The 23,106-nt window shown below is 63.2% G+C and carries 19 protein-coding genes and 1 pseudogene; 7 read left to right on the plus strand and 13 right to left on the minus strand.

Annotated elements, in window-relative coordinates; genetic code table 11:
• The first annotated feature begins 45 nt into the window (after window positions 1-45).
• Window positions 46-1,662 (plus strand): bifunctional phosphoribosylaminoimidazolecarboxamide formyltransferase/IMP cyclohydrolase, encoded by a 1,617-nt coding sequence (gene purH, locus CIT31_RS07615; protein ID WP_095518126.1) that lies wholly within the window; start codon window positions 46-48, stop codon window positions 1,660-1,662.
• 203 nt (window positions 1,663-1,865) lie between these two features.
• Here the strand turns inward: purH and CIT31_RS07620 are convergent, their stop codons facing one another.
• Together CIT31_RS07620 and CIT31_RS07625 are read right to left on the minus strand one after the other, a co-directional pair.
• On the minus strand, window positions 1,866-3,242 hold the full coding sequence (locus tag CIT31_RS07620) for an MFS transporter (RefSeq protein ID WP_095518065.1): 1,377 nt from the start codon (window positions 3,240-3,242) through the stop codon (window positions 1,866-1,868).
• A gap of 93 nt (window positions 3,243-3,335) precedes the next feature.
• A complete protein-coding gene (locus tag CIT31_RS07625) occupies window positions 3,336-8,120 on the minus strand; it encodes an NAD-glutamate dehydrogenase (protein WP_095518066.1) in 4,785 nt (1,594 codons plus the stop codon).
• Window positions 8,121-8,255: 135 nt separating this feature from the next.
• Between CIT31_RS07625 and CIT31_RS07630 the strand changes: the two genes are divergently transcribed.
• Together CIT31_RS07630 and CIT31_RS07635 are read left to right on the plus strand one after the other, a co-directional pair.
• On the plus strand, window positions 8,256-8,819 hold the full coding sequence (locus CIT31_RS07630; protein ID WP_095518127.1) for a peroxidase-related enzyme: 564 nt from the start codon (window positions 8,256-8,258) through the stop codon (window positions 8,817-8,819).
• 115 nt (window positions 8,820-8,934) lie between these two features.
• A complete protein-coding gene (locus tag CIT31_RS07635) occupies window positions 8,935-9,258 on the plus strand; it encodes a YciI family protein (protein WP_095518128.1) in 324 nt (107 codons plus the stop codon).
• Between the two features lie 60 nt (window positions 9,259-9,318).
• Here CIT31_RS07635 and CIT31_RS07640 read toward each other — a convergent pair whose 3' ends face one another.
• Entirely contained in the window at window positions 9,319-9,933 is a 615-nt protein-coding gene (locus CIT31_RS07640) for a LysE family translocator (protein ID WP_095518067.1), read from the minus strand.
• 397 nt (window positions 9,934-10,330) lie between these two features.
• Between CIT31_RS07640 and CIT31_RS07645 the strand changes: the two genes are divergently transcribed.
• Window positions 10,331-10,957 (plus strand): DUF1062 domain-containing protein, encoded by a 627-nt coding sequence (locus CIT31_RS07645; protein WP_095518068.1) that lies wholly within the window; start codon window positions 10,331-10,333, stop codon window positions 10,955-10,957.
• Window positions 10,958-10,980: 23 nt separating this feature from the next.
• Here the strand turns inward: CIT31_RS07645 and CIT31_RS07650 are convergent, their stop codons facing one another.
• Both CIT31_RS07650 and typA read right to left on the minus strand, forming a co-directional pair.
• Window positions 10,981-11,187 (minus strand): hypothetical protein, encoded by a 207-nt coding sequence (locus tag CIT31_RS07650; RefSeq protein WP_095518069.1) that lies wholly within the window; start codon window positions 11,185-11,187, stop codon window positions 10,981-10,983.
• Window positions 11,188-11,202: 15 nt separating this feature from the next.
• Window positions 11,203-13,032 carry a translational GTPase TypA gene (gene typA, locus CIT31_RS07655; protein ID WP_095518070.1) on the minus strand — a complete coding sequence of 610 codons (1,830 nt, stop codon included), beginning with the start codon at window positions 13,030-13,032 and terminating at the stop codon, window positions 11,203-11,205.
• 200 nt (window positions 13,033-13,232) lie between these two features.
• Between typA and CIT31_RS07660 the strand changes: the two genes are divergently transcribed.
• Entirely contained in the window at window positions 13,233-13,514 is a 282-nt protein-coding gene (locus tag CIT31_RS07660) for a hypothetical protein (protein ID WP_095518071.1), read from the plus strand.
• 135 nt (window positions 13,515-13,649) lie between these two features.
• Here the strand turns inward: CIT31_RS07660 and CIT31_RS07665 are convergent, their stop codons facing one another.
• Both CIT31_RS07665 and CIT31_RS07670 read right to left on the minus strand, forming a co-directional pair.
• Window positions 13,650-15,224, minus strand: coding sequence for an alkaline phosphatase D family protein (locus CIT31_RS07665; RefSeq protein WP_095518129.1), 1,575 nt, complete (start codon window positions 15,222-15,224; stop codon window positions 13,650-13,652).
• Window positions 15,225-15,490: 266 nt separating this feature from the next.
• A complete protein-coding gene (locus tag CIT31_RS07670; RefSeq protein ID WP_095518072.1) occupies window positions 15,491-16,771 on the minus strand; it encodes an MFS transporter in 1,281 nt (426 codons plus the stop codon).
• An 82-nt stretch (window positions 16,772-16,853) separates the two neighbouring features.
• Between CIT31_RS07670 and CIT31_RS07675 the strand changes: the two genes are divergently transcribed.
• Entirely contained in the window at window positions 16,854-17,459 is a 606-nt protein-coding gene (locus tag CIT31_RS07675) for a TetR/AcrR family transcriptional regulator (RefSeq protein ID WP_095518073.1), read from the plus strand.
• 44 nt (window positions 17,460-17,503) lie between these two features.
• Window positions 17,504-18,097, plus strand: a complete 594-nt coding sequence (locus CIT31_RS07680; RefSeq protein ID WP_095518074.1) for a hypothetical protein — start codon at window positions 17,504-17,506, stop codon at window positions 18,095-18,097.
• A 247-nt stretch (window positions 18,098-18,344) separates the two neighbouring features.
• Here the strand turns inward: CIT31_RS07680 and ppa are convergent, their stop codons facing one another.
• From ppa to CIT31_RS07710, 6 genes and pseudogenes are all read right to left on the minus strand, one after another.
• Entirely contained in the window at window positions 18,345-18,878 is a 534-nt protein-coding gene (gene ppa / locus CIT31_RS07685) for an inorganic diphosphatase (protein WP_029349108.1), read from the minus strand.
• A gap of 114 nt (window positions 18,879-18,992) precedes the next feature.
• Window positions 18,993-19,499, minus strand: coding sequence for a GNAT family N-acetyltransferase (locus CIT31_RS07690; RefSeq protein WP_065011159.1), 507 nt, complete (start codon window positions 19,497-19,499; stop codon window positions 18,993-18,995).
• Window positions 19,500-19,825: 326 nt separating this feature from the next.
• A complete protein-coding gene (locus tag CIT31_RS07695) occupies window positions 19,826-20,464 on the minus strand; it encodes a TPM domain-containing protein (protein ID WP_095518075.1) in 639 nt (212 codons plus the stop codon).
• Window positions 20,465-20,472: 8 nt separating this feature from the next.
• Complete coding sequence (locus CIT31_RS07700; protein WP_095518130.1) at window positions 20,473-21,375, minus strand: TPM domain-containing protein; 903 nt, start codon at window positions 21,373-21,375, stop codon at window positions 20,473-20,475.
• A 4-nt stretch (window positions 21,376-21,379) separates the two neighbouring features.
• Window positions 21,380-22,248: pseudogene (locus CIT31_RS07705) on the minus strand (TPM domain-containing protein).
• Window positions 22,249-22,337: 89 nt separating this feature from the next.
• Window positions 22,338-22,982 carry a LemA family protein gene (locus tag CIT31_RS07710; protein WP_029349116.1) on the minus strand — a complete coding sequence of 215 codons (645 nt, stop codon included), beginning with the start codon at window positions 22,980-22,982 and terminating at the stop codon, window positions 22,338-22,340.
• Window positions 22,983-23,106 lie beyond the last annotated feature (124 nt).

The following is a 23,106-nucleotide window of genomic DNA, read 5'->3' on the forward strand; positions in this document are numbered from 1 at the left end:
GGCGCGCGGACACTTTCCCAACCAGCCGTGAAAGGCCGCCAGCCCATGGCCGTCGCCGCCAAGAACATTCCCGCGCCTGACCTCGTTCCCGTTCGCCGCGCGCTGCTCTCCGTCTTCGACAAGACCGGGCTCATCGATTTCGCCAGGGCTCTGGCCGCGGCCGGCGTCGAGCTGGTCTCCACCGGCGGCACGGCAAAGGCGATCGCCGAGGCGGGCATGGCCGTTCGCGACGTCTCCGACCTTACCGGCTTTCCCGAGATCATGGACGGCCGCGTCAAGACGCTGCATCCGTCCGTGCACGGCGCGCTGCTCGGCGTGCGCGACGATCCCGAACACGCCGCGGCGATGCGCGATCATGGCATTGAGCCGATCGATCTCGTCGTCTCCAATCTCTATCCCTTCGAGGATGTCCGCCGCTCCGGCGCGGCTTACGCCTCGATCGTCGAGAACATCGACATAGGCGGCCCGGCGATGATCCGCGCCTCGGCCAAGAACCACGCCTATGTCGCCATCGTCACTGACCCCGAGGACTATGCCTCGGTGCTCAACGCACTGGAGATGAATTTCGGCTCGCTCTCGCTGGATTTCCGCAAGAAACTGGCGGCCAAGGCTTTCGCCCGCACCGCCAGCTATGATGCGGCGATCTCCGGCTGGTTCGCCGAAGCGCTGGAGATCGAGCATCCCACCTGGCGCGCCTTCGGCGGCAGGCTGGACCAGGTGATGCGCTACGGCGAAAATCCGCACCAGAGTGCCGGCTTCTACGTCGATGGCGATAAGCGGCCGGGCGTCGCGACGGCGCGCCAGCTTCAGGGCAAGCAGCTTTCCTACAACAACATCAACGACACCGACGCCGCCTTCGAACTGGTCGGCGAGTTCGATCCGAACCGCTCCGCCACTGTCGCCATCATCAAGCACGCCAACCCGTGCGGCGTCGCCGAGGGCGCTTCGCTGAAGGCGGCCTACGCCAAGGCGTTTGCCTGCGACCCTGTCTCGGCTTTTGGCGGCATTGTCGCGATGAACCGTACCCTCGATGCCGAGGCCGCCGAAGAGATCGTCAAAACCTTCACCGAGGTCATCATCGCGCCGGGCGCCTCGGAAGAAGCAATCGGCATCGTCGCCGCCAAGAAGAATCTGCGCTTGCTTGTCACCGGCGGCCTGCCCGATCCGCGCGCGGCCGGCTCCACCGTGAAATCCGTTTCCGGCGGGTTGCTCGTCCAGGGCCGCGACAATGCGGTGGTCGATGACCTCGACCTGAAAGTGGTGACCAGGCGCGCGCCGACGCCGGCCGAGATGGCCGATCTCAAATTCGCCTTTCGCATCGCAAAGCACGTCAAGTCGAATGCCATTATCTATGTCAGAGACGGTGCCACCGTCGGCATCGGCGCCGGCCAGATGAGCCGGGTCGATTCCTCGCGCATCGCCGCGCGCAAGGCGCTCGACGCGGCCGAAGCTGCCGGCCTGGCCGAGCCGCTGACCAAAAATTCTGTCGTCGCTTCGGATGCCTTTTTCCCGTTTGCCGACGGGCTGCTGTCTGCGATCGAAGCCGGCGCTACCGCCGTCATCCAGCCGGGTGGCTCGATGCGCGACGACGATGTCATCGCCGCCGCCGACGCCCACGGCATCGCTATGGTGTTTACCGGCGTGAGGCATTTCAGGCATTGAGCACCCCTCCTTCTCCCCTTGCGGAAGAAGGAGGCCGAGCGAAGCTCGGTCGGATGAGGGGTGTTGGCAGGATCGCCACGATGAAGACGTAAACGATTCAAATCCCTCGATGTTTTCACGTCTCGTTTCTTCCAGCACCCCTCATCCGTCTCGGCGCTATCGCGCCGATCCACCCTTCTCGCACGGGAGAAGGGAAGAGCAGTTCACTCTGCCGGCTGGTCCGCTGGATAAGGCGTGCGGACCAGGATCGCCAGGCCGACGCCGAGGAACAGCACGATTGCCGCCATGCCTAGCCGCGACGAGCCGCTGGCTAAGGTGATCGTGGCCACCATGAATGGCGCAGCAAAACTGGTCGCCCGTCCGGCCAGCGCATAGATGCCGAAATAGCGGCCCGATTCGGCAGCGGTGACGCTGCGCGCCATGTAGGAGCGCGACGATGCCTGCACCGGCCCAAAGGCAAGCCCGATCAGCAGACCGAAAAAGATGTAGGCTTTTTCGGCGGGTGTACCGAACAACCCGCCGCTATCGGCTCCGGGCATCATCCAGGCACCGAACAGCGTGTAACCCGGCCCGGTCGAGACGATGCCGATCGTGGCAATGCTGAGCAAGACAAGCGAAATCATCACTATGGTCTTGGAGCCGAGCGCCACGTCGAGGCGTGCGGCAACCAGGCAGCCGACGATGGCGACGACGTTGAGGATGATGCCGAACAGGCCGATCTCGGTGATCGACCAGTGGAACATCGCCGCCGCAAAGGCACCGCCCAGGGCAAGCAACGCATTGACGCCATCCTGATAGATCATGCGGGCGACGAGAAAGCGGAAGATGCCGCTGCGCTTGCGTATTTCGCCCAGCGTCGATTTCAATTCCGACAGCCCCTCGCGCACCGCCGGTCCAAGGGGAATACCCTTGGCCGCATCCGGCGTGAAAAGGAACATTGGCAGGATGAACAGGAAATACCAGGCCGCTGTGAGGGGTCCGGTCGCTCGTGCGTCCTCGCCGCGTTTCGGATCGAGCCCGAGGATCGGGTCGAGGCCGACGATCGTCTTGCCGGTTTCCGGTGAACTGGCCATGAGGGCGACGACGACGATAAGCGCGATCATGCCGCCGAGATAGCCAAGGCCCCATGCCATATTCGAGATTCGGCCGATTTCGCTCTTCGGCACCAGACGCGGCATCATCGAATCGTTGAAGACGGTCGAGAATTCCGCCGCGACCGAGGCCAGCGAGAAGAACAGCACGACCAGGAAAAGGTTCGAGCCGGGAGCAGCGAACCACAGCAGGCAAAGACTGGTGATCTTGATCGCGGCGAAGAGTGCGATCCACGGTTTTCGCGGGCCGGTCTGGTCGGCGACCGAGCCGAGGATCGGCGACAGAACGGCGATGGCCAGACCCGCCGCGGCGATGCCGTAACCCCATGCCGCCTGCCCCGTTTCAGGATCGCTCGCCATGCGCGAGACGAAATAGGGCCCGAAGATGAAGGTGGTGATGACCGTGAAAAACGGCTGCGCCGCCCAGTCGAACAGCATCCACCCCCAGATGCCGCGTCTCGACGTCCGCTGCACTGCTATTTCGGCCATATCCCCTCCCACGAAACGGTGCCCCGAAGCGGGGAACCGCTTCGCTCTATAGCGCAGTTCTTGCCGGCAATCGCGCGCGATTTGGAAGGCTTCTCACAGCACCGTCAGGTCGCTGATCAGCCCCGATGCCACCGACAGCCGCGACACCGTGATGTCGCCGCCCTCGGTCAGCGCCTGCAGCCGCTCGCGGATGCGCCCGACCCTCTCGCCGCCGGCCTCCAGCCACGCCGTCACCGGATCCGCCGCCTTGGCGTGGCCGGTGAGCGCCGCCACCGCGATGCCGCGCCTGGCCGCGCCGATCGTGTCGGTGGCGCGGGACAGCGCCAATTGGTCGTAGTAGTCGGACGGCGCGATCGAGCGCGCCGCATCCTCGACGCGCGGAATGCGGAAGGCATCGCTTACCGCGAAAAACGCCTTCGCAGCGACGACGATGTCGGCGTTCGCCGTTCGGGCCGTCAGCGCGATGTCAGGGACGACGCCCGCCACATCGGTCAGCGCCAGCTGTTCTGCCAGTCTTTCGGGCGCGCCACCCTTGGCCAGACCATGCCGCCGCTCCTCGATCCGCTCGCGCGAGAAGGCCGGCAGCAGCGAAACGAGCTTCGGCTCCAGTGCCTTGCGCGCGTCCAGCAATTCAGCGATCCGCTGGCCGAGCGGTGCGGTGCTGGTATCGTTCTTGAGATACCAGCCGCTGGCCACATAAGTGAGCCGGCTAACAGCTTGATAAAGGTCGAGCTGCACCTGTCCGTCGATCTGGTTGTCGAGTGCATCGATCTGGCGATAGAGCGCCGGCAACCCAAACCCGTCGCGCACCACGGCGAAGGTCCGGACCACGTCGGCCGCGCTGCGACCGGTCGCTTCCTGCAGCCTGTTGACGAAGGATGGGCCGCCGCGATTGACCAGATCGTTGGCGACGACACGGGCGATGATTTCGCGGCGCAGGCGATGGCCATGGATCTCGGCCGCGTATTTCTTCGCCATACGGTCCGGAAAATAGCCCATCAGGTCACGGTCGAAATGCGGATCGTCCGGCACGTCGCTGGCGACGATGTCGGAAAACAACGCGATCTTGGCGTAGGCCAACAGCACGCCGAGCTCGGCCCTGGTCAACGGCTCGCCGCGCGCCTCGCGCTCGGCAAGGGCTGCCGGCGACGGCAGAGCTTCGACAGTGCGGTCGAGCAGGCCGCGCGCCTCGAGCGCTGCCATGAAACGGCTCTGATGGGCGATATCGGCAAGGCCGCGCTTGCGGGCAAGGGACAGCGCCAGCGTCTGCTCGTAATTGTTGGACAGCACCAGCGCGCTCACATCGTCGGTCATCTCGGCAAGAAGCTTGTTGCGCGCTGGGCGGGTCAGCGCCCCCTTGCGCATGGCGGAAGCCAGCGCGATCTTGATGTTGACCTCGACATCGGAGCAGTTGACGCCGCCCGAATTGTCGATGGCGTCGGAATTGCAGCGCCCGCCATTCAGCCCGAACTCGATGCGGGCCCGCTGCGTCGCGCCGAGATTGGCGCCCTCGCCGATGACCTTGGCGCGCACTTCGAGCGCGGTCACCCGGATGGCATCGTTGGCGCGATCGCCGACGTCCTGGTTGGTTTCCGTCGATGCCCTCAGATATGTGCCGATGCCGCCGAACCATAAAAGGTCGACCGGCGCCTTGAGGATGGCATTCATGATCTCGACCGGCGAGGCGGTCGTCTTGCCGAGGCCGATCGCCGCGGCCGCGGCCGGCGGCAGCGTGATCGACTTCTGGCTGCGCGAGACGATGACGCCGCCTTCGGACAGTTTTGTCTTGTCGTAGTCCTGCCAGCTCGAACGGGCGAGGGCGAACATGCGCCGGCGCTCGGCCATCGAAGCCGCCATGTCTGGAGCGGGATCGATGAAGATGTCGCGATGGTCGAAGGCGGCGATAAGCCGGGTCTGCTCGGACAGCAGCATGCCGTTGCCGAACACGTCGCCCGACATGTCGCCGACGCCGACGACGGTGAAGGGTGTGGTCTGGATATCGCGGTTCATCTCGCGGAAATGCCGCTTGACTGCTTCCCAGGCGCCCTTGGCGGTGATGCCCATCTTCTTATGGTCGTAGCCGGCCGAGCCGCCGCTGGCGAAGGCGTCGTCGAGCCAGAAGCCATGCTTCTCGCTGATGGCGTTGGCGGTGTCGGAGAAAGTCGCCGTGCCTTTGTCGGCGGCGACGACGAAGTATGGATCATCCTGGTCACGCCTGGTCACATCGGCTGGCGGAATGACGCCGTCCAGGCCGATATTGTCAGTGATCGACAACAGGCTGGAGACGTAGTTCTTGTAGGCGGACGCGCCGGCTTCGAAGATGGCGTCGCGGCCGCTGCCCATCGGCAGCTTCTTCGGATAGAAACCGCCCTTGGCGCCGACCGGCACGATCACCGCATTCTTGACCTGCTGCGCCTTGACCAGGCCGAGCACTTCGGTGCGGTAGTCCTGGGCACGGTCCGACCAGCGCAGGCCGCCGCGGGCGACCGGGCCGAAGCGCAGATGCACGCCCTCGACCTCGGAACCGTAGACAAAGATCTCCCGCCACGGCCGCGGCGCCGGCAGACCGTCAACCGCCTGCGAGTCGAGCTTGATCGCCAGCGACTGGCCCTTCTCCTTCGTATCGGGAACGAAATGATTGGTGCGTAGCGAGGCTTCGATCAGGTTGAGGTAACGACGGATGATGGTGTCGTCATCGATGTTGGGAACCTCTTCCAACGCATCCCTGATCTTGGCCTTGAGGTGCTTGGCCGCGACCACCCCTTCCGTCTCCGCCGTCGGTCCGAGGCGGGCGACGAACAGCTCATGCAGGCCACGCGCTATCTCCGGATAGCGGTTGAGTGCGGCGGCAATGAAATCCTGGCTCTGCGGGATCCCGGCCTGCTGCAGATAGCGGCCATAGGCGCGCAGGATGGTGACCTCGCTCGACCACAGGCCGGCGGTCTGGGCAAGGCCGTTATAGCCGTCATTGTCGATCTCGCCGCGCCAGACGGAAAGGAACGCGTCCTCGAACAGCGCGCCGCGGTCGGCAAGGTCGATCGGCTTGCCGTAGCTGTTTTCGAGCTCCATGTCGTGGATGAAGACCATGCCGGAAGCCTCGTCCCCGACCTCGAAGGTGCGCTCGCTGATCACGCGGAAACCGATGTTCTCCAGCACCGGCACCCGCCGCGACAGCGCCACCGGGCTGCCATGGTGATAGATCTTCAGCGCCGCCTGATGCGGCTCCTGGTTGACATGACGGTAGTAGTCGATGGCGATCGGGTTAGCCGCACTGATCCTGGCGATGCGCCCGGCATCGGCCAACGCCTCCGCCGGCGAGAAGCTGTCGCGATAGCTTCCCGAGAAGCGCGAGGCGATTGCCGTGAGCGCCGCATCGGCGCCGCTCTCGGCCGCGGTCTCCCGCAGAATGTCGTCCCAGGTCCGCACGATGGCGCGGATCGCTGCCTCGATCGTCGCCTGGTCGATCTTCGGCGTCCTGCCGCCGGAACGGCCGATGATGAAGTGGACACGCGCCAGCCCGCCTTCCGGAAAGGCGGGATAGTAGGCCGACAGCCGGCCTTGGAACACCGTTTTCAGATAGGTGCCGATCTTCTCGCGTACGACGCTGTCGTAGCGGTCGCGCGGCACGAAGACGAGGATCGAGACGAAGCGGTCGAACTGATCGGCGCGCACCAGCGCTCTGACGCGCGGCCGCTCGATCAGCCCCAAAATGGCTTCGGCGTGCTTGCGCAGGATCGGCACCGGAACCTGGAACAACTCGTCGCGCGGATAGCTCTCCAGCACGTTGATCAGTGCCTTGCCGGAGTGATCTTCAGGGTTGAAACCGGATTTGGCGATGATGGTTTCGGCTTTCGACCTGAGATAAGGGATCTTCATCACCGAGCGCGTGTAGGCAGTCGAGGTGAACAGGCCGACAATGCGCAGTTCGCCGGCAAGCACGCCCTTGGCGGTGTAGGTCTTGACGCCGATGTAATCGAGATAGATGCGGCGATGCACGGTCGATTTGGCGTTGGCCTTGGTGACGATCAGCGGTTCCGGCCCGTGCAGGAAGGCGCGGATTTCCGGCGTCGTCGACACCGCTTCGGTGCCGCGCCGCAGCACCAGCACGTCCGGATCGGAGAGGATGCCGAGGCCGGGCTTTTCGGTGCGCTCCAGCATGCCGCTCTTCTCGCCGCCGGTATATTTGAACTCGCGCATGCCGAGGAAGGTGAAGTTGTCGTCGCGTAGCCATTCGAGGAAGGCGATCGCCTCAGCGACGTGGGCCTTGTCGAGCGGCACCGGAGCGTAACGGAACTCGGAGATTGCCTGGTCGAGGCGGGCCAGCATCGGCTTCCAGTCGGTGACAGCGGCGCGCACCTGGCCTAATATTTTCTTCAACCGCTCGGCCAATGCGTCGGCCTGATCGGCCGAAAGACGGGCGATATGGACGTGGATGACGCTCAGCCGCTCATGACTGTGATCGCCCTTGGCAAAGCCGCCATCGCCGAGGATCTCGTCGACGCCGCTCTTGCCGTGCCTGACGACGATGACCGGGTGGGTGACCAGCAGCGGTTCGCCGGCGCTCTCGGTGATCTCGCCGAGGACGGAATCGAACAGGAATGGCATGTTGTCGTTGACGACGGTGATCACCGTCATCGGCCTGCCTTGGCGCACGACACCGGAATCAACCTCTATGGCGACGAGGCAATCGCCTTTCTTGTGCCTGGCGACGGCGCGTCCGGCGAGATCGGCGGCGCGTTCGAGGGCGGTCACCTCATAGGCGGCGACATCTTCGGCCGGCGCACGGGCCAGCAGGTAATCGGCAAGCCTGCCGGGTTTCTCGCTGCCTTTGGCCGTGCTCATCTTTTTCAACTGGCTTGCAGATTTCAGGCCGGCCATGTCGCTAATCCCTCCCGTCATATGTTTTGCGACTATGGTAGCAGATGGCCGATATTTGGCGACAAAGGTTTGACCGCTTGCGACGAAATGTCGGGATTCGCCGGTGGGTCACCGAAAATGAGGAGAAAATCCGCCATGAAAGACAAGATCACCGCACTTGACCTCGCGCCCGCGGAACTGAGCGAAGCGACGAAGGCCTATTTCGCCAAATGCGAGGAGAAGCTCGGCATCGTTCCCAATGTGCTTTTGGCCTACGCTTTCGACGAGACGAAGCTGCGTGCCTTCACCGATATGTACAACGATCTGATGCTGGGCCAATCCGGTCTGTCCAAGCTGGAGCGCGAGATGATCGCGGTCGCCGTCTCCTCCATCAATCATTGCTATTATTGCCTCGCCGCCCATGGCGCGGCGGTGCGCCAGCTTTCCGGCGACCCGGCCTTTGGCGAGATCATGGTGATGAACTTCCGCGCCGCCGATCTTTCCGCGAGACAGAAGGCGATGCTTGAATTCGCGGTGAAGCTGACCGAGCAGCCGGACAAGATCGTCAAGGCCGATCGTGCAGCGCTGCGTCAGGCCGGCTTTTCGGATCGCGATATCTGGGACATCGCCTCGACCGCCGCCTTCTTCAACATGTCGAACCGGGTGGCGGCGGCAATCGACATGCGGCCGAACGATGAATACCATGCGATGGCGCGATGATGATCTTTATATTAGCTGCCGCGCATTCTCGTTGCGTGTTCGCCGTTTTGGTCCGATGATCGCAATGCGGCGCGACCGCATGCCGGTTCGATGCCGCTGGATCAAGGAGGAGACCATGGCGAAATTTCTCTACGTCTATCATGGCTCGGGCAAGATGCCGACCGAGGAGGCCGAACGGAAAGCGGCGATGGAGGCCTGGAATGGCTGGTACGGCAAGCTTGGCTCGGCCGTAGTCGACGGCGGCAATCCGGTCGGCATGTCGAAGACGGTGCTGCCTGACGGCAAGGTCGAGAACAATGGCGGCAGCAATCCAACCGCCGGTTATACAATCATCGAGGCGAAAGACATTGACGATGCCGTCAGCAAGGCCAAGGATTGTCCTATCCTGAAGGACCCGGCTTTCAGCATCGAGATCGCGCCAATCATCGAAATGGGCTGACGCGTAGCTTGGTAGAGCATGATCTTTCCGAAAACCGGTTTCCACTTTTCGGGATCATGCTCAGGACCGCGCCGCGATCGCCGCCGCGGCGCCGGCCATGGTGGTGGCGCTGACGCGGTTGGCGATCTTCATCGCCCGCTTGCTCTTCAGCAGTTTCCGCGCCTGCGCTGCGGCAAGCACCCAGGCGAGATCGATGGCGACCAGAACCACGGCCATGGTCGCCGTCAGCTCGACCCAGCCGACGATCGTCACCGAGGCGAGATCGATGATGGTCGGCAGCAGCGCCAGATAGAACATCATGATCTTGGGATTGCCGAGCGTCACCGCCATGCCGGCAAAGAACAGTTTGACGGCCGACTCTTCGCGCGGCATCTCGCCCTCGCGCGCCTCGACCGGCGCCGTCCACATCTTCCAGGCGAGGTAGGCGAGATAGGCGACGCCGACCCATTTCAGCACGACAAAGGCGAGATGGAAGGTCTGCGCCACCACCGCCAGCCCAAACACCGCCAGCGACAGCCAGATACCCTCGCCGATCCACATGGCGAGCAGGAACGGAAACACATCGCGAAAACCCTTTGCGATGACCCGCGCCACCAGAGCTGCAATCGAGGGGCCGGGCGAGCCGGCGGCGACGAAAAGAGCGGCGGCGAAGATCAGAAGCGAGGTGAGATGCATGACCGGGATCTTTGTTTTCGGGCGTGGCTCTTACGCAAGACTAGCCCAACTGGCCGGGCAACGGTAGCGCTCACCGAGAAGAGCCTTGCCGGCCAAACTTCTCGCGGCTAGAAGTTCCGTCCCGACACATTTTCGAGCTTCACTTTGCCTACGTAACCGCCGGTCTCGTCAACTCCCCCGACACAATGCATGGCGCCGTTTTCGCGACGTCTGCTTCATTCATGTGTTCCTCAGGGTGGCGGTTCGAGACCGGTTTGGCACTGCTGAACCGTTGTTGCGTTTCACCACCCGCGACACCTGATTTCCGACCACCGCAGCCTCTCGCCACGCCGTGGCCCACATGGGCATCTCGACATCGCCGATCTGACGAACTTCCCGACGGGAAGGGCTTCTCGGCATGTCTTCGATACTGCTTATCCGCTGGGCGATCGCGCCCAAAACCGCACCTCGACCTCTGATCAATTGCAACCGCTGCAACGGCCTCAAGGCTTACCACAGCAGTGGGAAATTCCGCGTCAACGCCAACGCCAAACGCATCGATGCGTGGCTGATCTACCGATGCGTCGGTTGCGACAATTCCTGGAATTTCGGCATTCTGGAGCGGTGCAACCGCCGCGACATCGAGCCTGCGTTGCTGCAGGCGCTCGAAAGCAACGACCCGGCCCTGGCGCGTCGCCATGCCTTCGATGTTGCCGCACTGCGCAGCAGGATCGGGCGCGTCGAGGAGTTTCCTGAAGCCGCCATTCACAAGGAGGTGCTCGGCGACAGGCCGGAAAACACCACCGCTCTCGAACTCCAACTCGGGCTCGAAACGCCGACAGCGCTGCGGCTAGACCGGTTGCTCGCCAGCGAACTCGGCATCTCGCGATCGCGGCTTCAGGCCTGGGAAGAGAAGCGATTGCTGGTCGTTGGTCCGGACCGGGCCAAAGCTTTGCGCAAGCCGCCTCGAGCGGGGATGGTGATCCGCATCGAGCTCGTCGGTGAGCCCGACCGAGAAGCCATCATCTCGGCTGCAGGTGGATAAGGCGAGATAACTGCGACCAGGGGTCAGTCGCCCTCTTCGGGGACCGAGCCAATCAAGCCCTTGGCCGCTTCGACATCACTGTCAACGACTTGCACATGGATCAGGCCGAGCCTGCTGTCGCTCATATGAGTCGCGAGGGCATAGATCCCATACGCTGCGAGCATCGAAACGCAAACTTCGGCCTTGGGCCGATTGTCGTATATGGCAGCCGTGACGAGTTTGCCGCTCATTGCGCGGTATTGCCCTTAGGCCGCGCCGACCACTTTCGCCGACTTCTCAAAACGCTTGCGCTCGTTCGGGTCGAGATAGAGCTTGCGCAGGCGAATGGTCTTCGGCGTCACCTCGACCAGTTCGTCGTCCTGGATCCAGGCCAGCGCGCGTTCCAGCGTCATGCGAATCGGCGGCGTCAGCTTCACCGCCTCGTCCTTGCCGGCGGCGCGGATGTTGGTCAGCTTCTTGCCCTTCAGCACGTTCACTTCGAGGTCGTTGTCGCGCGAATGGATGCCGATGATCATGCCCTGATAGACCTTGACGCCGGGATCGATGACCATCGGACCGCGGTCTTCCAGGTTCCACATGGCATAAGCCACTGATTCACCCTGTTCATTGGAGATCAGCACGCCGTTGGTGCGGCCCGGCAGCTCACCCTTGTAAGGCTCGTAGGCATGGAACAGCCGGTTCATGACAGCGGTGCCGCGCGTGTCGGTCAACAGTTCCGACTGGTAGCCGATCAGGCCGCGCGTCGGCGCGTGGAAGACGATGCGCTGGCGGTTGCCGCCTGAGGGGCGCAACTCGACCATCTCGGCCTTGCGCTCCGACATCTTCTGCACGACGACGCCGGCATGCTCCTCGTCGACGTCGATAACGACTTCCTCGACCGGCTCCAGCAATTCGCCGTTGTCACCCTGCTGCATGACGACGCGCGGTCGCGACACGGCGATCTCAAAACCTTCGCGGCGCATCGTCTCGATCAGCACGGCAAGCTGCAATTCGCCGCGGCCGGAGACGAAGAACGAATCCTTGTCCGGCGACTCCTCGATCTTCAGAGCGACATTGCCTTCGGCCTCGCGCAGCAGGCGGTCGCGAATGACGCGGCTGGTCACCTTGTCGCCCTCGGTGCCGGCCAGCGGGCTATCGTTGACGAGGAACGACATCGTCACGGTCGGCGGATCGATCGGCTGCGCATGCAGCGGTTCGGTCACCGATGGGTCGCAGAACGTGTCGGCGACGGTGCCCTTCGACAGGCCGGCGATGGCGACGATGTCGCCCGCCTGCGCTTCGTCGATCGGCTGGCGCTCGAGCCCGCGGAAAGCCAGGATCTTCGAGATGCGGCCGGTTTCGACCTGGGTACCGTCATGATGCAGAACCTTGACCGCCTGGTTGGATTTCAGTGTGCCGGATTCGATGCGGCCGGTGATGATGCGGCCGAGGAACGGATTGGCCTCCAGAATGGTGCCGATCATCCGGAACGGGCCGGGATGGACGGTCGGCGCCGGCACATGCTTGATGACGAGGTCGAACAGCGGCGCCAGGCCCTGGTCCTTCGGACCTTCGGGGTTTTCCGAGACCCAGCCGTCGCGGCCCGAGCCGTAAAGGATCGGGAAGTCGAGCTGCTCGTCGGTCGCGTCGAGCGCTGCAAACAGGTCGAACACTTCGTTGACCACCTCAACGTGGCGGGCGTCCGGCCGGTCGATCTTGTTGATGACGACGATCGGCTTCAATCCGACCTTGAGCGCCTTGCCGACGACGAATTTGGTCTGTGGCATCGGCCCTTCGGCGGCGTCGACCAGCACGATGGCCGAATCCACCATCGACAGAATGCGCTCGACTTCGCCGCCGAAATCGGCGTGGCCGGGGGTGTCGACGATGTTGATGCGGGTGTCCTTCCAGTCGACCGAGGTCGCCTTGGCCAGGATGGTAATGCCGCGCTCCTTTTCCAAGTCGTTCGAATCCATGGCGCGTTCGGCGACGCGCTGGTTGTCGCGGAACGAGCCGGACTGTTTCAGGAGCTGGTCGACGAGGGTGGTTTTTCCATGGTCGACGTGCGCGATGATCGCGATGTTACGAATTTTCATGTTGTGGTCTCGGGAGTGTTGCAGGCAGCAGGCCAAAAGGCGCTGCCTCTTTCGGTTGGGCGGCTCATACAGGGTTTTTCGCAATTGCGAAAGAGGAGGCGTGCCACCAAATACATGGTCACCAAATCTTAAGCGTCTTGGTGTGAAATGGAATTATTAACCAAAGCGGAACCTTTCGCGGTCGGGACAGTTCAAATTTCATGAGCAACACGGGCACCAGATACCGGCCAATCCTCGCATGGGGTGCCCTCGCCGTTCTCCTCGCGGCAGGCGCGGCACAGTCGGCCGCGACGTCGAAGGAAACGCGGCCCGTCCCGCCGTCCGACACACGAACGGCGGACCAGTTATTTGCCGATGCTCCCGATGGCGTCGACCCGGTGGTGACCGGGCCGGTTAGCGCCGCCTTCAAGGAGAGGCAGGCGGCCGCCAACTGCGACAGCGCTGTGTGGCCCCAAATTCCGACCGTTTGCTATCCGGACTGACGACCGCCGACGGCGGCTGATCCCAGGGCGCAGCAGATCTCCGGAAGAATGCAACGGCGCTGAATGAAGCCGTTCTAATCACTCCGTCGTGCCCCTCCGTCCACCGGTTCCCGTCCATGCGACGCTTCGACGCCTTCACGCCGACTGTATCGGATCGAGCGTGACCTTGTAGAGCTCGTTGTCGTCGCGATCCATCAGCCGCACCGTCATCTGTTCAGTGGCGCCATCGATGTCGACAAGGCCGAAGAACTGCAGGCCAGCCGAGGGTGGCAGGTTCTGCCCCTGCTCGGCGGTTGGCGCCTTGATGAATTTCAGCGCCGGGCCGAAGGTCATGTCGAAATCATTGGGTCCATAGGTGCCGGCGTGAAGCGGACCCGAAACGAACTCCCAGAACGGATTGAAGTCCTGAAACTGAGCCTTATCAGGATTGTAGTAGTGCGCCGCCGTGTAGTGCACGTCAGCGGTAAGCCAGACGGTGTTGGTGATGCCAGCATTCTTAATATAGCGAAGGAGGTCGGCAATCTCCAACTCGCGGCCTTTGGCCGGACCATTGTCGCCATTGCTGATGGCTTCGGCGCCGGCTTTCTTGGTGGCGTCGTTCCAGACGACGAGACCGAGCGGCATGTCGGCGGCGATGATTTTCCAGGTCGCGTTGGAGTTTGCCAGTTCGCGCTTCAGCCATTTCATCTGCTGTTCGCCGAGGATGCGCGATTGCGGCGTCACCGTATCCTGCATGCCAGGACCATTGGAGCCGCGATAGGAACGCATGTCGAGGAAGAACACGTCGAGCAGCGGCCCGTAGGCGATCTTGCGATAGACGCGGCCCGGTTCCGACGGCTCGTAGCGGATCGTCGTCATCTCGTGGAAGGCGCGTGCCGCGCGTGCCGCCAGCACATGGATGTTTTTTTCCGAGTAGCGGTCGTCGGCGCTCAGGTCCTTCGAATCCGACCAGTTGTTCACCACCTCGTGGTCGTCCCACTGGTAAAAGGTCGGGCAGATGGCGTTGAGCCCCAACACGTTCCTGTCCATCATGTTGTATTTCCACTGACCCCGGTACTCCTCCAGCGTCTCGGCAACCTTGCGCTTTTCGTCGATTAGGACGCTGTTCTTCCACTTGCTGCCACCGGAAAGGTCGACCTCGTCCTTCATCGGGCCGTCGGCATAGATGGTGTCGCCGGAATGCAGGAAGAAGTCGGGCGTATGCTTGCCGATCGTGGCATAGGTCTTCATGCCGGTGTCGTCGATGCCCCAGCCCTGGCCGGCGGTATCGCCCGACCAGGCGAAGCGAATGTCGCGCTTCGAGGCCGGCGCCGTGCGGAAGCGGCCGACGATCGGCTCGGAGACGGCGTTGATGTCGGCGAGATCGGCCGCGATCATGCGGTAGAAGATGTCCTGGTCGGAGGCGAGATCGATGAGCAGCCGCTTTACCGTGTAATCGCTGGCCGGCGACGTATCGAGCGGCGCAAGACGGACGGCGTTGGCGAAATTTTCCGTTGACGACACTTCGAACATCACGCGCGAAGGGCGGTCGGTGCGAGTCCACACTACGCCGCTGGTTGCGTCGACATCGCCCGACTGGATGCCATGGGTGAAGACGGGCCGCTGATTGGCGCGCGAATAATAGGGAAGCGCGAGGCCCGATACGCCGACGAGGCCGGCGGCGCTCACGGACGTGACGAAGGCGCGCCGGGTCATCGAAATCTTGTTCATGGCTGTCTCCTGGATGGCGTTGAACGTCGCCGCCAAGGTCCAGCCTCAATGTTTCAGGCACATCTCGAAACCATGAAGGTTTCGTTACAACCAACAGACTGGCGAATCTCCCCCCTCGAGGGGGAGATGTCGCCGAAGGCGACAGAGGGGGTCGTCTCGCGTGGAGCACCGACCTCCTGTATCTGCGATAAGGCGCCGAGCCTGGTCGGACCGACCCCCTCTGGCCGCTTCGCGGCCATCTCCGATTAGCGCTCAGCCGTCACAACTCAAGCCGCCTGCGGTTCCGGCTCGAAGGGACGGCTGGTGTTGATCAACAGCGAGATGCAGGCTGCGGCTATCGCCGTCATGCCGGCGATGAGGAAGGCAAGCTCGTAATTGCCCTGCAATTCACGCATGGTGCCGCCGAAGAAGGCGGCAGCCGCAGCGCCCACCTGATGGCCCGCGACGATCCAGCCGAAGACGATCGGCCCGCTGCGGTCGCCGAACGCCTCGTTCGACAGCCTGAGCGTCGGTGGCACGGTGGCGATCCAGTCCAATCCGTAGAGCACGGCGAAGATGATCAGACTGGTCGACGAGAAGCCGGAATAAGGCAGATAGATCAGCGACAGGCCGCGGATGCCATAATAGACGCCGAGCAGCTTGCGCGGGTCGAAGCGGTCGGTGAGCCAACCCGAGAGCGTCGTGCCGATCAGATCGAAGATGCCCATCAGCGACAGCAGGCCGGCGGCTTGCACCTGACCGATACCCATGTCGCCGCAAAACGCGATCAGGTGCGTGCCGACCAGTCCGTTGGTGGTGAAGCCGCAGATGAAGAAGGTGGCGAACAGATACCAGAACACGCGGGTGCCGGCGGCACGGCGCAGCGTGCTGAGTGTGTGCGTGAGGAAATTGCCCTGCGAGGCCGGCGGAACCGGCGGCACGTCATCGGCCTCAGCGCCGTAACGCACCATGCCGATCGAGGCCGGACGCTCCGGCACCAGCAGCCAGACCAGCGGCACGAGGCAGGCGGTGGCGACCGCAATGGCGATAGCGACAGGCTTCCAGCCGCCCAACTGGGCGAGCGCCGCGAGCAGCGGCAGGAACACCAGCAGGCCGGTGGCGGCGGAGGCCGACATCAGTCCCATCACCAGGCCGCGATTGGTCTTGAACCAGCGATTGACGATGGTGGCGCCGAGCACCGTGGCGACCGCGCCAGAACCGACGCCGGAGAATACGCCCCAGGTGAGAAGCAGGTGCCACGGCTCGGTCATCAACAGGCTGATCGCCGTCGAACCCGACATCAACACCAGCGACGCCAGCAGCGTACGGCGCAGCCCGATCCGTTCCATCAGTGCCGCGGCAAACGGCCCGGTCAGGCCGTAGAGGAAGATGCCGAAGGCCGCGGCGAGCGAAACGACATCGCGCCGCCAGCCGAAACTCTCCTCCAGCGGCAGCATCATGACGGCCGGCGCCGACCGCAGGCCTGCCGCGATCAGCAGACAGAGGAAAATGACGGCGACCACGACGAAAGCGTAGCGCTGGCCAAACGGACGGGATTGAGCTATCATGTTACTGACCGGTACGTTGCAATTGCACGGAGGTATACGTACCGATCGGTAACATTGTCAAGCAGGCCACGGCACATCCTAGATGAAAAGCATTGAACCAAGGATCAAAGCGGATGAATTGGCACAGCCCCGCGCCGGCGAAAGAATCCTTCGCGTAGCCCGCGACCTGTTCTATCGGCAAGGCATCAGGGCGATCGGCGTCGACGAGATCGTGCGGCGTGCCGGCGTCACCAAGCCCAGCCTCTATCGCAGCTTTCCCTCCAAGGACGAATTGGCCGCGTCCTATCTCCGGCAATACGACCTGGAGTTCTGGGCCCGCTTCGACGAGGCGGTGGCTGCCCATCCCGGCGATCCGCGCGCGCAGATCGCTGCCTTCCTGACACGCATCGGCAAGCGCACGCAAAAGCCAGACTATCGCGGCTGCGGCATGACCAATGCGGCCGTCGAATATCCCGAGCACGGCCACCCGGCCCGCGTGGTGAGTGAGGCCAACAAGCAGGAATTGCGACGACGCCTGCGCGCCATGGCGGCGGCAATGGGTGCCGGCGACGCCGATACGCTGGGCGACGGGTTGCTGCTTCTGATCGAAGGCGCCTATATCAGCGGCCAGCTGTTCGGTGCCGGCGGACCGGCGAAGTCGGTAGCCCGGAACGCGGACCTGCTGATCGAAGCGAGCTTGAAGAAATAGCGTTTAACGATACCGTGCGGCAGCCCGAAACGGAGTTGTCCGCGATGCGTAGCCTTTTGATGATCCCGCTTGCCCTTGCCGGCCTCTGCCAGGCTGCCCAGTCCGGCGACATTTCCAGCGCCTACACCGATCTCGACTGGAAGAAGGACTGCGTGACCTACGCGCAAGCGACAGAAGGCGAAGGCGACTGGGCCAGTCTTGCCTGTTCGGGCTATCGCGGCTACCCGGTGCTGATCGCCTACGACGATGCCCGGGAATCGCTGTTCTACGGTTTTCCCTCCAGCGACATGACCGCGGTCTGGGAAAGTTTCATCGCCTTCAATTCGGCTGCACCCAAACTCGAGTGGCGCATCGAGACGAACGGCGATCTTGCCATTCCTTTCGCGGTCATCCACCGTCGCTCGATCAGCAATCCCGAGGGGGAGAACAAACCAACCGACGTGCTGATCGTCGCCAAGGTCGCCCAGCCGGAGAACTATGAGGGCTGCACCGTCGGCCTGGTGCTGGCCACCGGCAATCGGGCCGCCAATGATGAGGCGCGAAAACTCGCCGACGAGAAGGCACGCACCTTTGCCTGCGGCAAGGACAAGCGCGTGGTTATCGGCAACGCACCCGATTTCGGCCGCGTCGATAACTGACTTCGTCATCATCCCTGGGCGGAGCGACGCGAAGCGGAGCGCAGAGCCTGGGATCCATTCCGTGACATCAACCGAAGTGCGCAGCGGACCAGAATTCTGCACTGTTGCGGCGCTTTGACGTCACGCCATGGATCCAGGGGTCTGCACTACGTCGCTACGCTCCTCGCTCCGCCCGAGGATGACGAAGCTGAGGGGCTTCAGCCAACCTCAACCGGCGACAGCCCATTCGGTCAACTTCAGGCTTCGGCTACTTGCTTGCCTTAGCCCGCTCGATCGCCTCGATGATCATCTTCTTGGCATAGGCGGCGTCGTGCCAGCCCTCGATCTTGACCCATTTGCCGGGTTCGAGATCCTTGTAGTGCTCGAAGAAGTGCTGCACCTGCTGGCGGGTGATGTCGGGCAGGTGCGTGTATTCGGTGACGTTCTCGTAACGCAGCGTCAGCTTGGGCGAAGGCACCGCGATGATCTTTTCGTCCAAACCGGAATTGTCCTCCATCACCAGCACGCCGATCGGCCGCACATTGATGACGCAGCCCGGCACCAGCGCGCGCGTGTTGCAGACCAGCACGTCGATCGGGTCGCCGTCACCTGACAGCGTGTGCGGCACGAAGCCGTAATTGCCGGGATAGCGCATCGAGGTGTGCAGGAAGCGGTCGACGAACAGCGTGCCGGCCTCCTTGTCCATCTCGTACTTGATCGGCTCGCCACCGATCGGCACCTCGATGATGACGTTGATGTCCTCCGGCGGGTTCTTTCCGATGGCAATGGCTTCGATACGCATGGCTTTTGTCCCTCTTTCGATAGGAGACCGATAGCGGGCAGCGGCGCATGGTGCAATGCGGCGAATGGTACTGAAAGCAGCTGAGGGGGTGTTAGCGAGAGGCGTGTCGAGCCGTCATTCCCAGACGAAGGCGACCTTCTTCAGCGCCTTCTGCTCGAAGACCTCGACGCCCTCGGCGACGTCGCGGCCGCCGGCGCCGGCATAGAAGGCGAGCGCGTTCTGATTGTCTTCCAGCGCCCACACCACCATGCCTTTCAGGCCATGGTCCGCCAGTCGCGCCCGTGCGGCCGAGAATAGCCGGCTGCCGAGCCCGATGCCCTGGTATTCCGGGCGCACGTAAAGTTCGTAAATCTCGCCCTGCTGCTTGAGCTCGCGGGCGCGGTTCTTGCCGATCGTGGCGTAGCCGGCGACCTTGCCGCCGATCTCGACGACCAGAACGGTGGCGGCACGGCGGATGGCGTTCGCCCACCAGTCGGCGCCGCGGCGGTTGATCATCGATGTCAGGGTGCGATGCGGGATGATGCCGGAGTAGGCGCCGCGCCAGGCCAGCAGATGCACGTCGGCGATGGCGCTTGCGTCGCGCGGCTCGGCTTTCCTGATGTCGATACTCAGCGTCTTCATGATTGGTTAACCATAAACCCGCATCGCCCGATTGCAAGAGTCCGGTCACCGGCTCCCAAGCTTTCGCACAGACGATAGACGTGCCTGCGACACGAAAGAGCCTGTCTGAAAACGCGCTCTGCCGAGGCAAATGGCGCGGTTTTCGAGAACCGAAGCGCAGCGGACATTAGAGCGCCGCGCGTCCAATTGGACGCGCATAGGACGCTCTAACGCTTTCAATTGCGCATGATCCTTTTCCAGAAACCGATCTCGGTTTCCGGGGTCATGCGCTGAGTCCGTGAGCATCTGAAGCGCAGAAATCGCGTCAGGCGTCCGGCAGAGTAGCGTCAGATCTCGACCAGATGGTCGTCCAGCTCGTTGCCGTCGCCGGTAGAAACCGGGAAATGCTCGGCCAGCACCGCGCCCGTCGCTTCGATTGCCCTGATGAAGCCGTCGGCGAGACGATCGTCGCCAGCATGCGCGGTAAGGTCGCGGACGACGCTGTCCCAGACATCCTGGCCGACACGGCTGTCGATGCCGCTGTCGGCGATCACTTCGGCGTAGTGCTCGGCAATCGAAACGAACACCAGCACGCCGGTGCGCGCCGTGGTGCGGTGGACGTTGCGGGCGAGGAACTGCTTTATCGCATTGGCATGCGCGGCTTGATAGCGCAGCCGCCTCGGCACCAGGTAGATGCGCAAGCCGGGCACCGCCCACAACAGGACAAGCACCGAGACCATCGCCAGAAGCTGCGCGATGACGAAATGCGGCACGCGGATCGACAGCCACCATGCCTCCAGCCCGTAGCTGACGGCGAGGCTGACGACGAGCATGGCCAGCGTCGCCATGAAGGCCGCCGGAAAGAAATAGCCGTCGCTGGCATAGGCCACGACGCAGTAGATTTCGCCGTCGGTCTTTGATTCGGCGGCGCGGATCGCTTTGGCGATGCGGTCATGATCCCCGGGGCTGATCGGTCGTGTTGCCATGTTGTGTCTCACCAGCTTCCTGAAGAACCGCCACCACCGGACGAGCCGCCGCCGCCCGAAAACCCGCCGCCGCCACCGCCCGACGACCAGCCGCCACCCGAACGGCCCGACGACCAGCCGCTGCCGGTGCCGGTTGTCCAGACGCCGCCCGAGGACGCGGAACCCGACCTTTGGCCATAGCAGCCCGATCTTTGGCCATAACGAAATGTCATGCCCAGCCATTTATACACGCCCGGCGACAGCTTTGTGCCGAAGATCGGCGGCAGGAATGCCATCGCCAGGCCGCCTAAGAACAGCATCGCCCACACGATGATGAACAGCGCGACAATGGGATCGACAGAATTGCTGTCGGCCGGATTGCGGGTGCCGCGCGCTTCCAGCTCTTCCGGATTGCCTTGCAGCACCATGACCATGTCGTCGACAGCCTTGGCTATGCCGCCGGAGAAGTCGCCGGCGCGGAATGCGGGCACCATGTCGTTTTCGATGATCAACCTGGTGTGCAGGTCGGTCAGCGTGCCTTCCAGCCCGTAGCCGACCTCGATGCGCATCTTGCGGTCGTTGTTGGCGACCAGCAAAAGCACGCCATTGTCCTCGCCGGCCTGGCCGAGCTTCCAGGCGCGAAACAGACGATTGGCGTAGGGCTCGATCTCCTCGCCGTCGAGGCTAGGAACCGTCGCGACGACGATCTGGTCAGAGCTCTTGGCTTCGAAATCCGCAAGCTTCCGGGTCAGCGCCGCCTCGGTCGCGGCATCGATGATACCGGCATTATCGACAACCCGCCCGGTCAGAACAGGCAATTCGGCGGCGAGAGCGGTGAAGCCGACCAGCAGCACCGCCATGGCCGCCAAAGCAGCGCCGACCGTCGCGGCAAAATGGCCGGAACCTGGGGGACAGATGGCGCGTCTTGTCATGTCGTCACCAGCTTCCCGATGAGCCGCCGCCGCCGGACGAGCCACCGCCGCCGGAAAAGCCGCCGCCGCCTGAACCCGACGACCATCCCCCGCCAGAACTTCCCGACCAGCCGCCGGAAGACCGCCGGTTCGGCTCGAAGGTCATGCCCAGCCAGCGATAGCGGCCAGGACCGAGTTTCCGGCCGAAGATCGGTGGCAGGATGGAGGCGGCGATGCTGCCGAAGAAGATGATCGCCCAGATGCTTATGAAGATCGCAAAGAACAGATCGTCGGTGTTGAATGGCGGCTGCTGGTTGCGTTCGCCGCGCGCTTCCAGCTCTTCCGGATTGCCTTGCAGCACCATGACCATATCGTCGACAGCCTTGGCTATGCCGCCGGAGAAGTCGCCGGCGCGAAAGGCCGGCACCATGTCGTTTTCGATGATCAACCTGGTGTGCAGGTCGGTCAGCGTGCCTTCCAGCCCATAGCCGACCTCGATGCGCATCTTGCGATCGTTGTTGGCGACCAGCAAAAGCACGCCATTGTCCTCGCCGGCCTGGCCGAGCTTCCAGGCGCGAAACAGACGATTGGCGTAGGGCTCGATCTCCTCGCCGTCGAGGCTAGGAACCGTCGCGACGACGATCTGGTCAGAGCTCTTGGCTTCGAAATCCGCAAGCTTCCGGGTCAGCGCCGCCTCGGTCGCGGCATCGATGATACCGGCATTATCGACAACCCGCCCGGTCAGAACAGGCAATTCGGCGGCGAGAGCGGNACGGCATCGATGATACCGGCATTATCGACAACCCGTCCGGTCAGAACAGGCAATTCGGCGGCGAGAGCGGTAAGGGGGAGGAAGAGCGTCAGGCAAAAAAGGCCGAGAAGGAAGCGCAGCAATGAAGGGTTTGCATTCCTTCGCGCCCCCCGCTGTCCTGCGGTCCGTCTCGTCGCAAGGATTAGCACTACGAGGACTTAGGCTTCGCTGATCACCCACCCTGCGTCGTGTTCGTGCCGAAATCGACCTTCGGCGTCTGCATCTTGTCTTCCTCGATGGTGAAGTTCGCGAACGGCTGATTGCCGCGGAACCACAGGGTGGCCCAAATCACCGAAGGGAACGTCCGCAGCGTCAGATTGTACTCCCGCACCGCCTCGATATAGTCGCGGCGGGCGACCGCGATGCGGTTCTCGGTGCCTTCGAGCTGCGCCTGTAGCGCCAGAAAATTCTGGTTGGCCTTGAGGTCGGGATAATTCTCCACCACTGCCAGCAACCGCGACAGCGCGCTGGTCAGCCCGGCTTGACTGTCCTGGAATCTCTTGACGGCTTCCGGATCGCTCAGCGTTTCGGGCGTCACCGTCACTTGCGTCGCCTTGGCGCGCGCCTCGACCACGGCATCGAGCGTATCCTTCTCGTGCGCGGCATAGCCCTTGACCGTCTCGACCAGGTTGGGGATGAGATCGGCGCGGCGTTGGTACTGGTTCAGCACCTGGCTCCATGCGGCCTTGGCGCTTTCCTCCGCTGTCGGGATGGTGTTGTAGCCACAGCCGGCAAGCAGCGGCAGCACGATCGTCATCATCAGCAAGGCAGGCAGGTTGCGGAAGAAGAAAGGGGAGGAAAGACGCTGAGCAAGCATGGAAAGATCCCTCAATATGACTGGCAGCCGAAGCAGTACCACAATCCGCGTGCAAGAACATGACCTCCGCCTGGGAGCCTTGCTGGTTCTTTATCATTCACTGCCAGGCCCTGTAATTGGCCGG

This window comes from Mesorhizobium wenxiniae, assembly GCF_002284535.1.
GTDB classification, from domain to species: domain Bacteria; phylum Pseudomonadota; class Alphaproteobacteria; order Rhizobiales; family Rhizobiaceae; genus Mesorhizobium; species Mesorhizobium wenxiniae.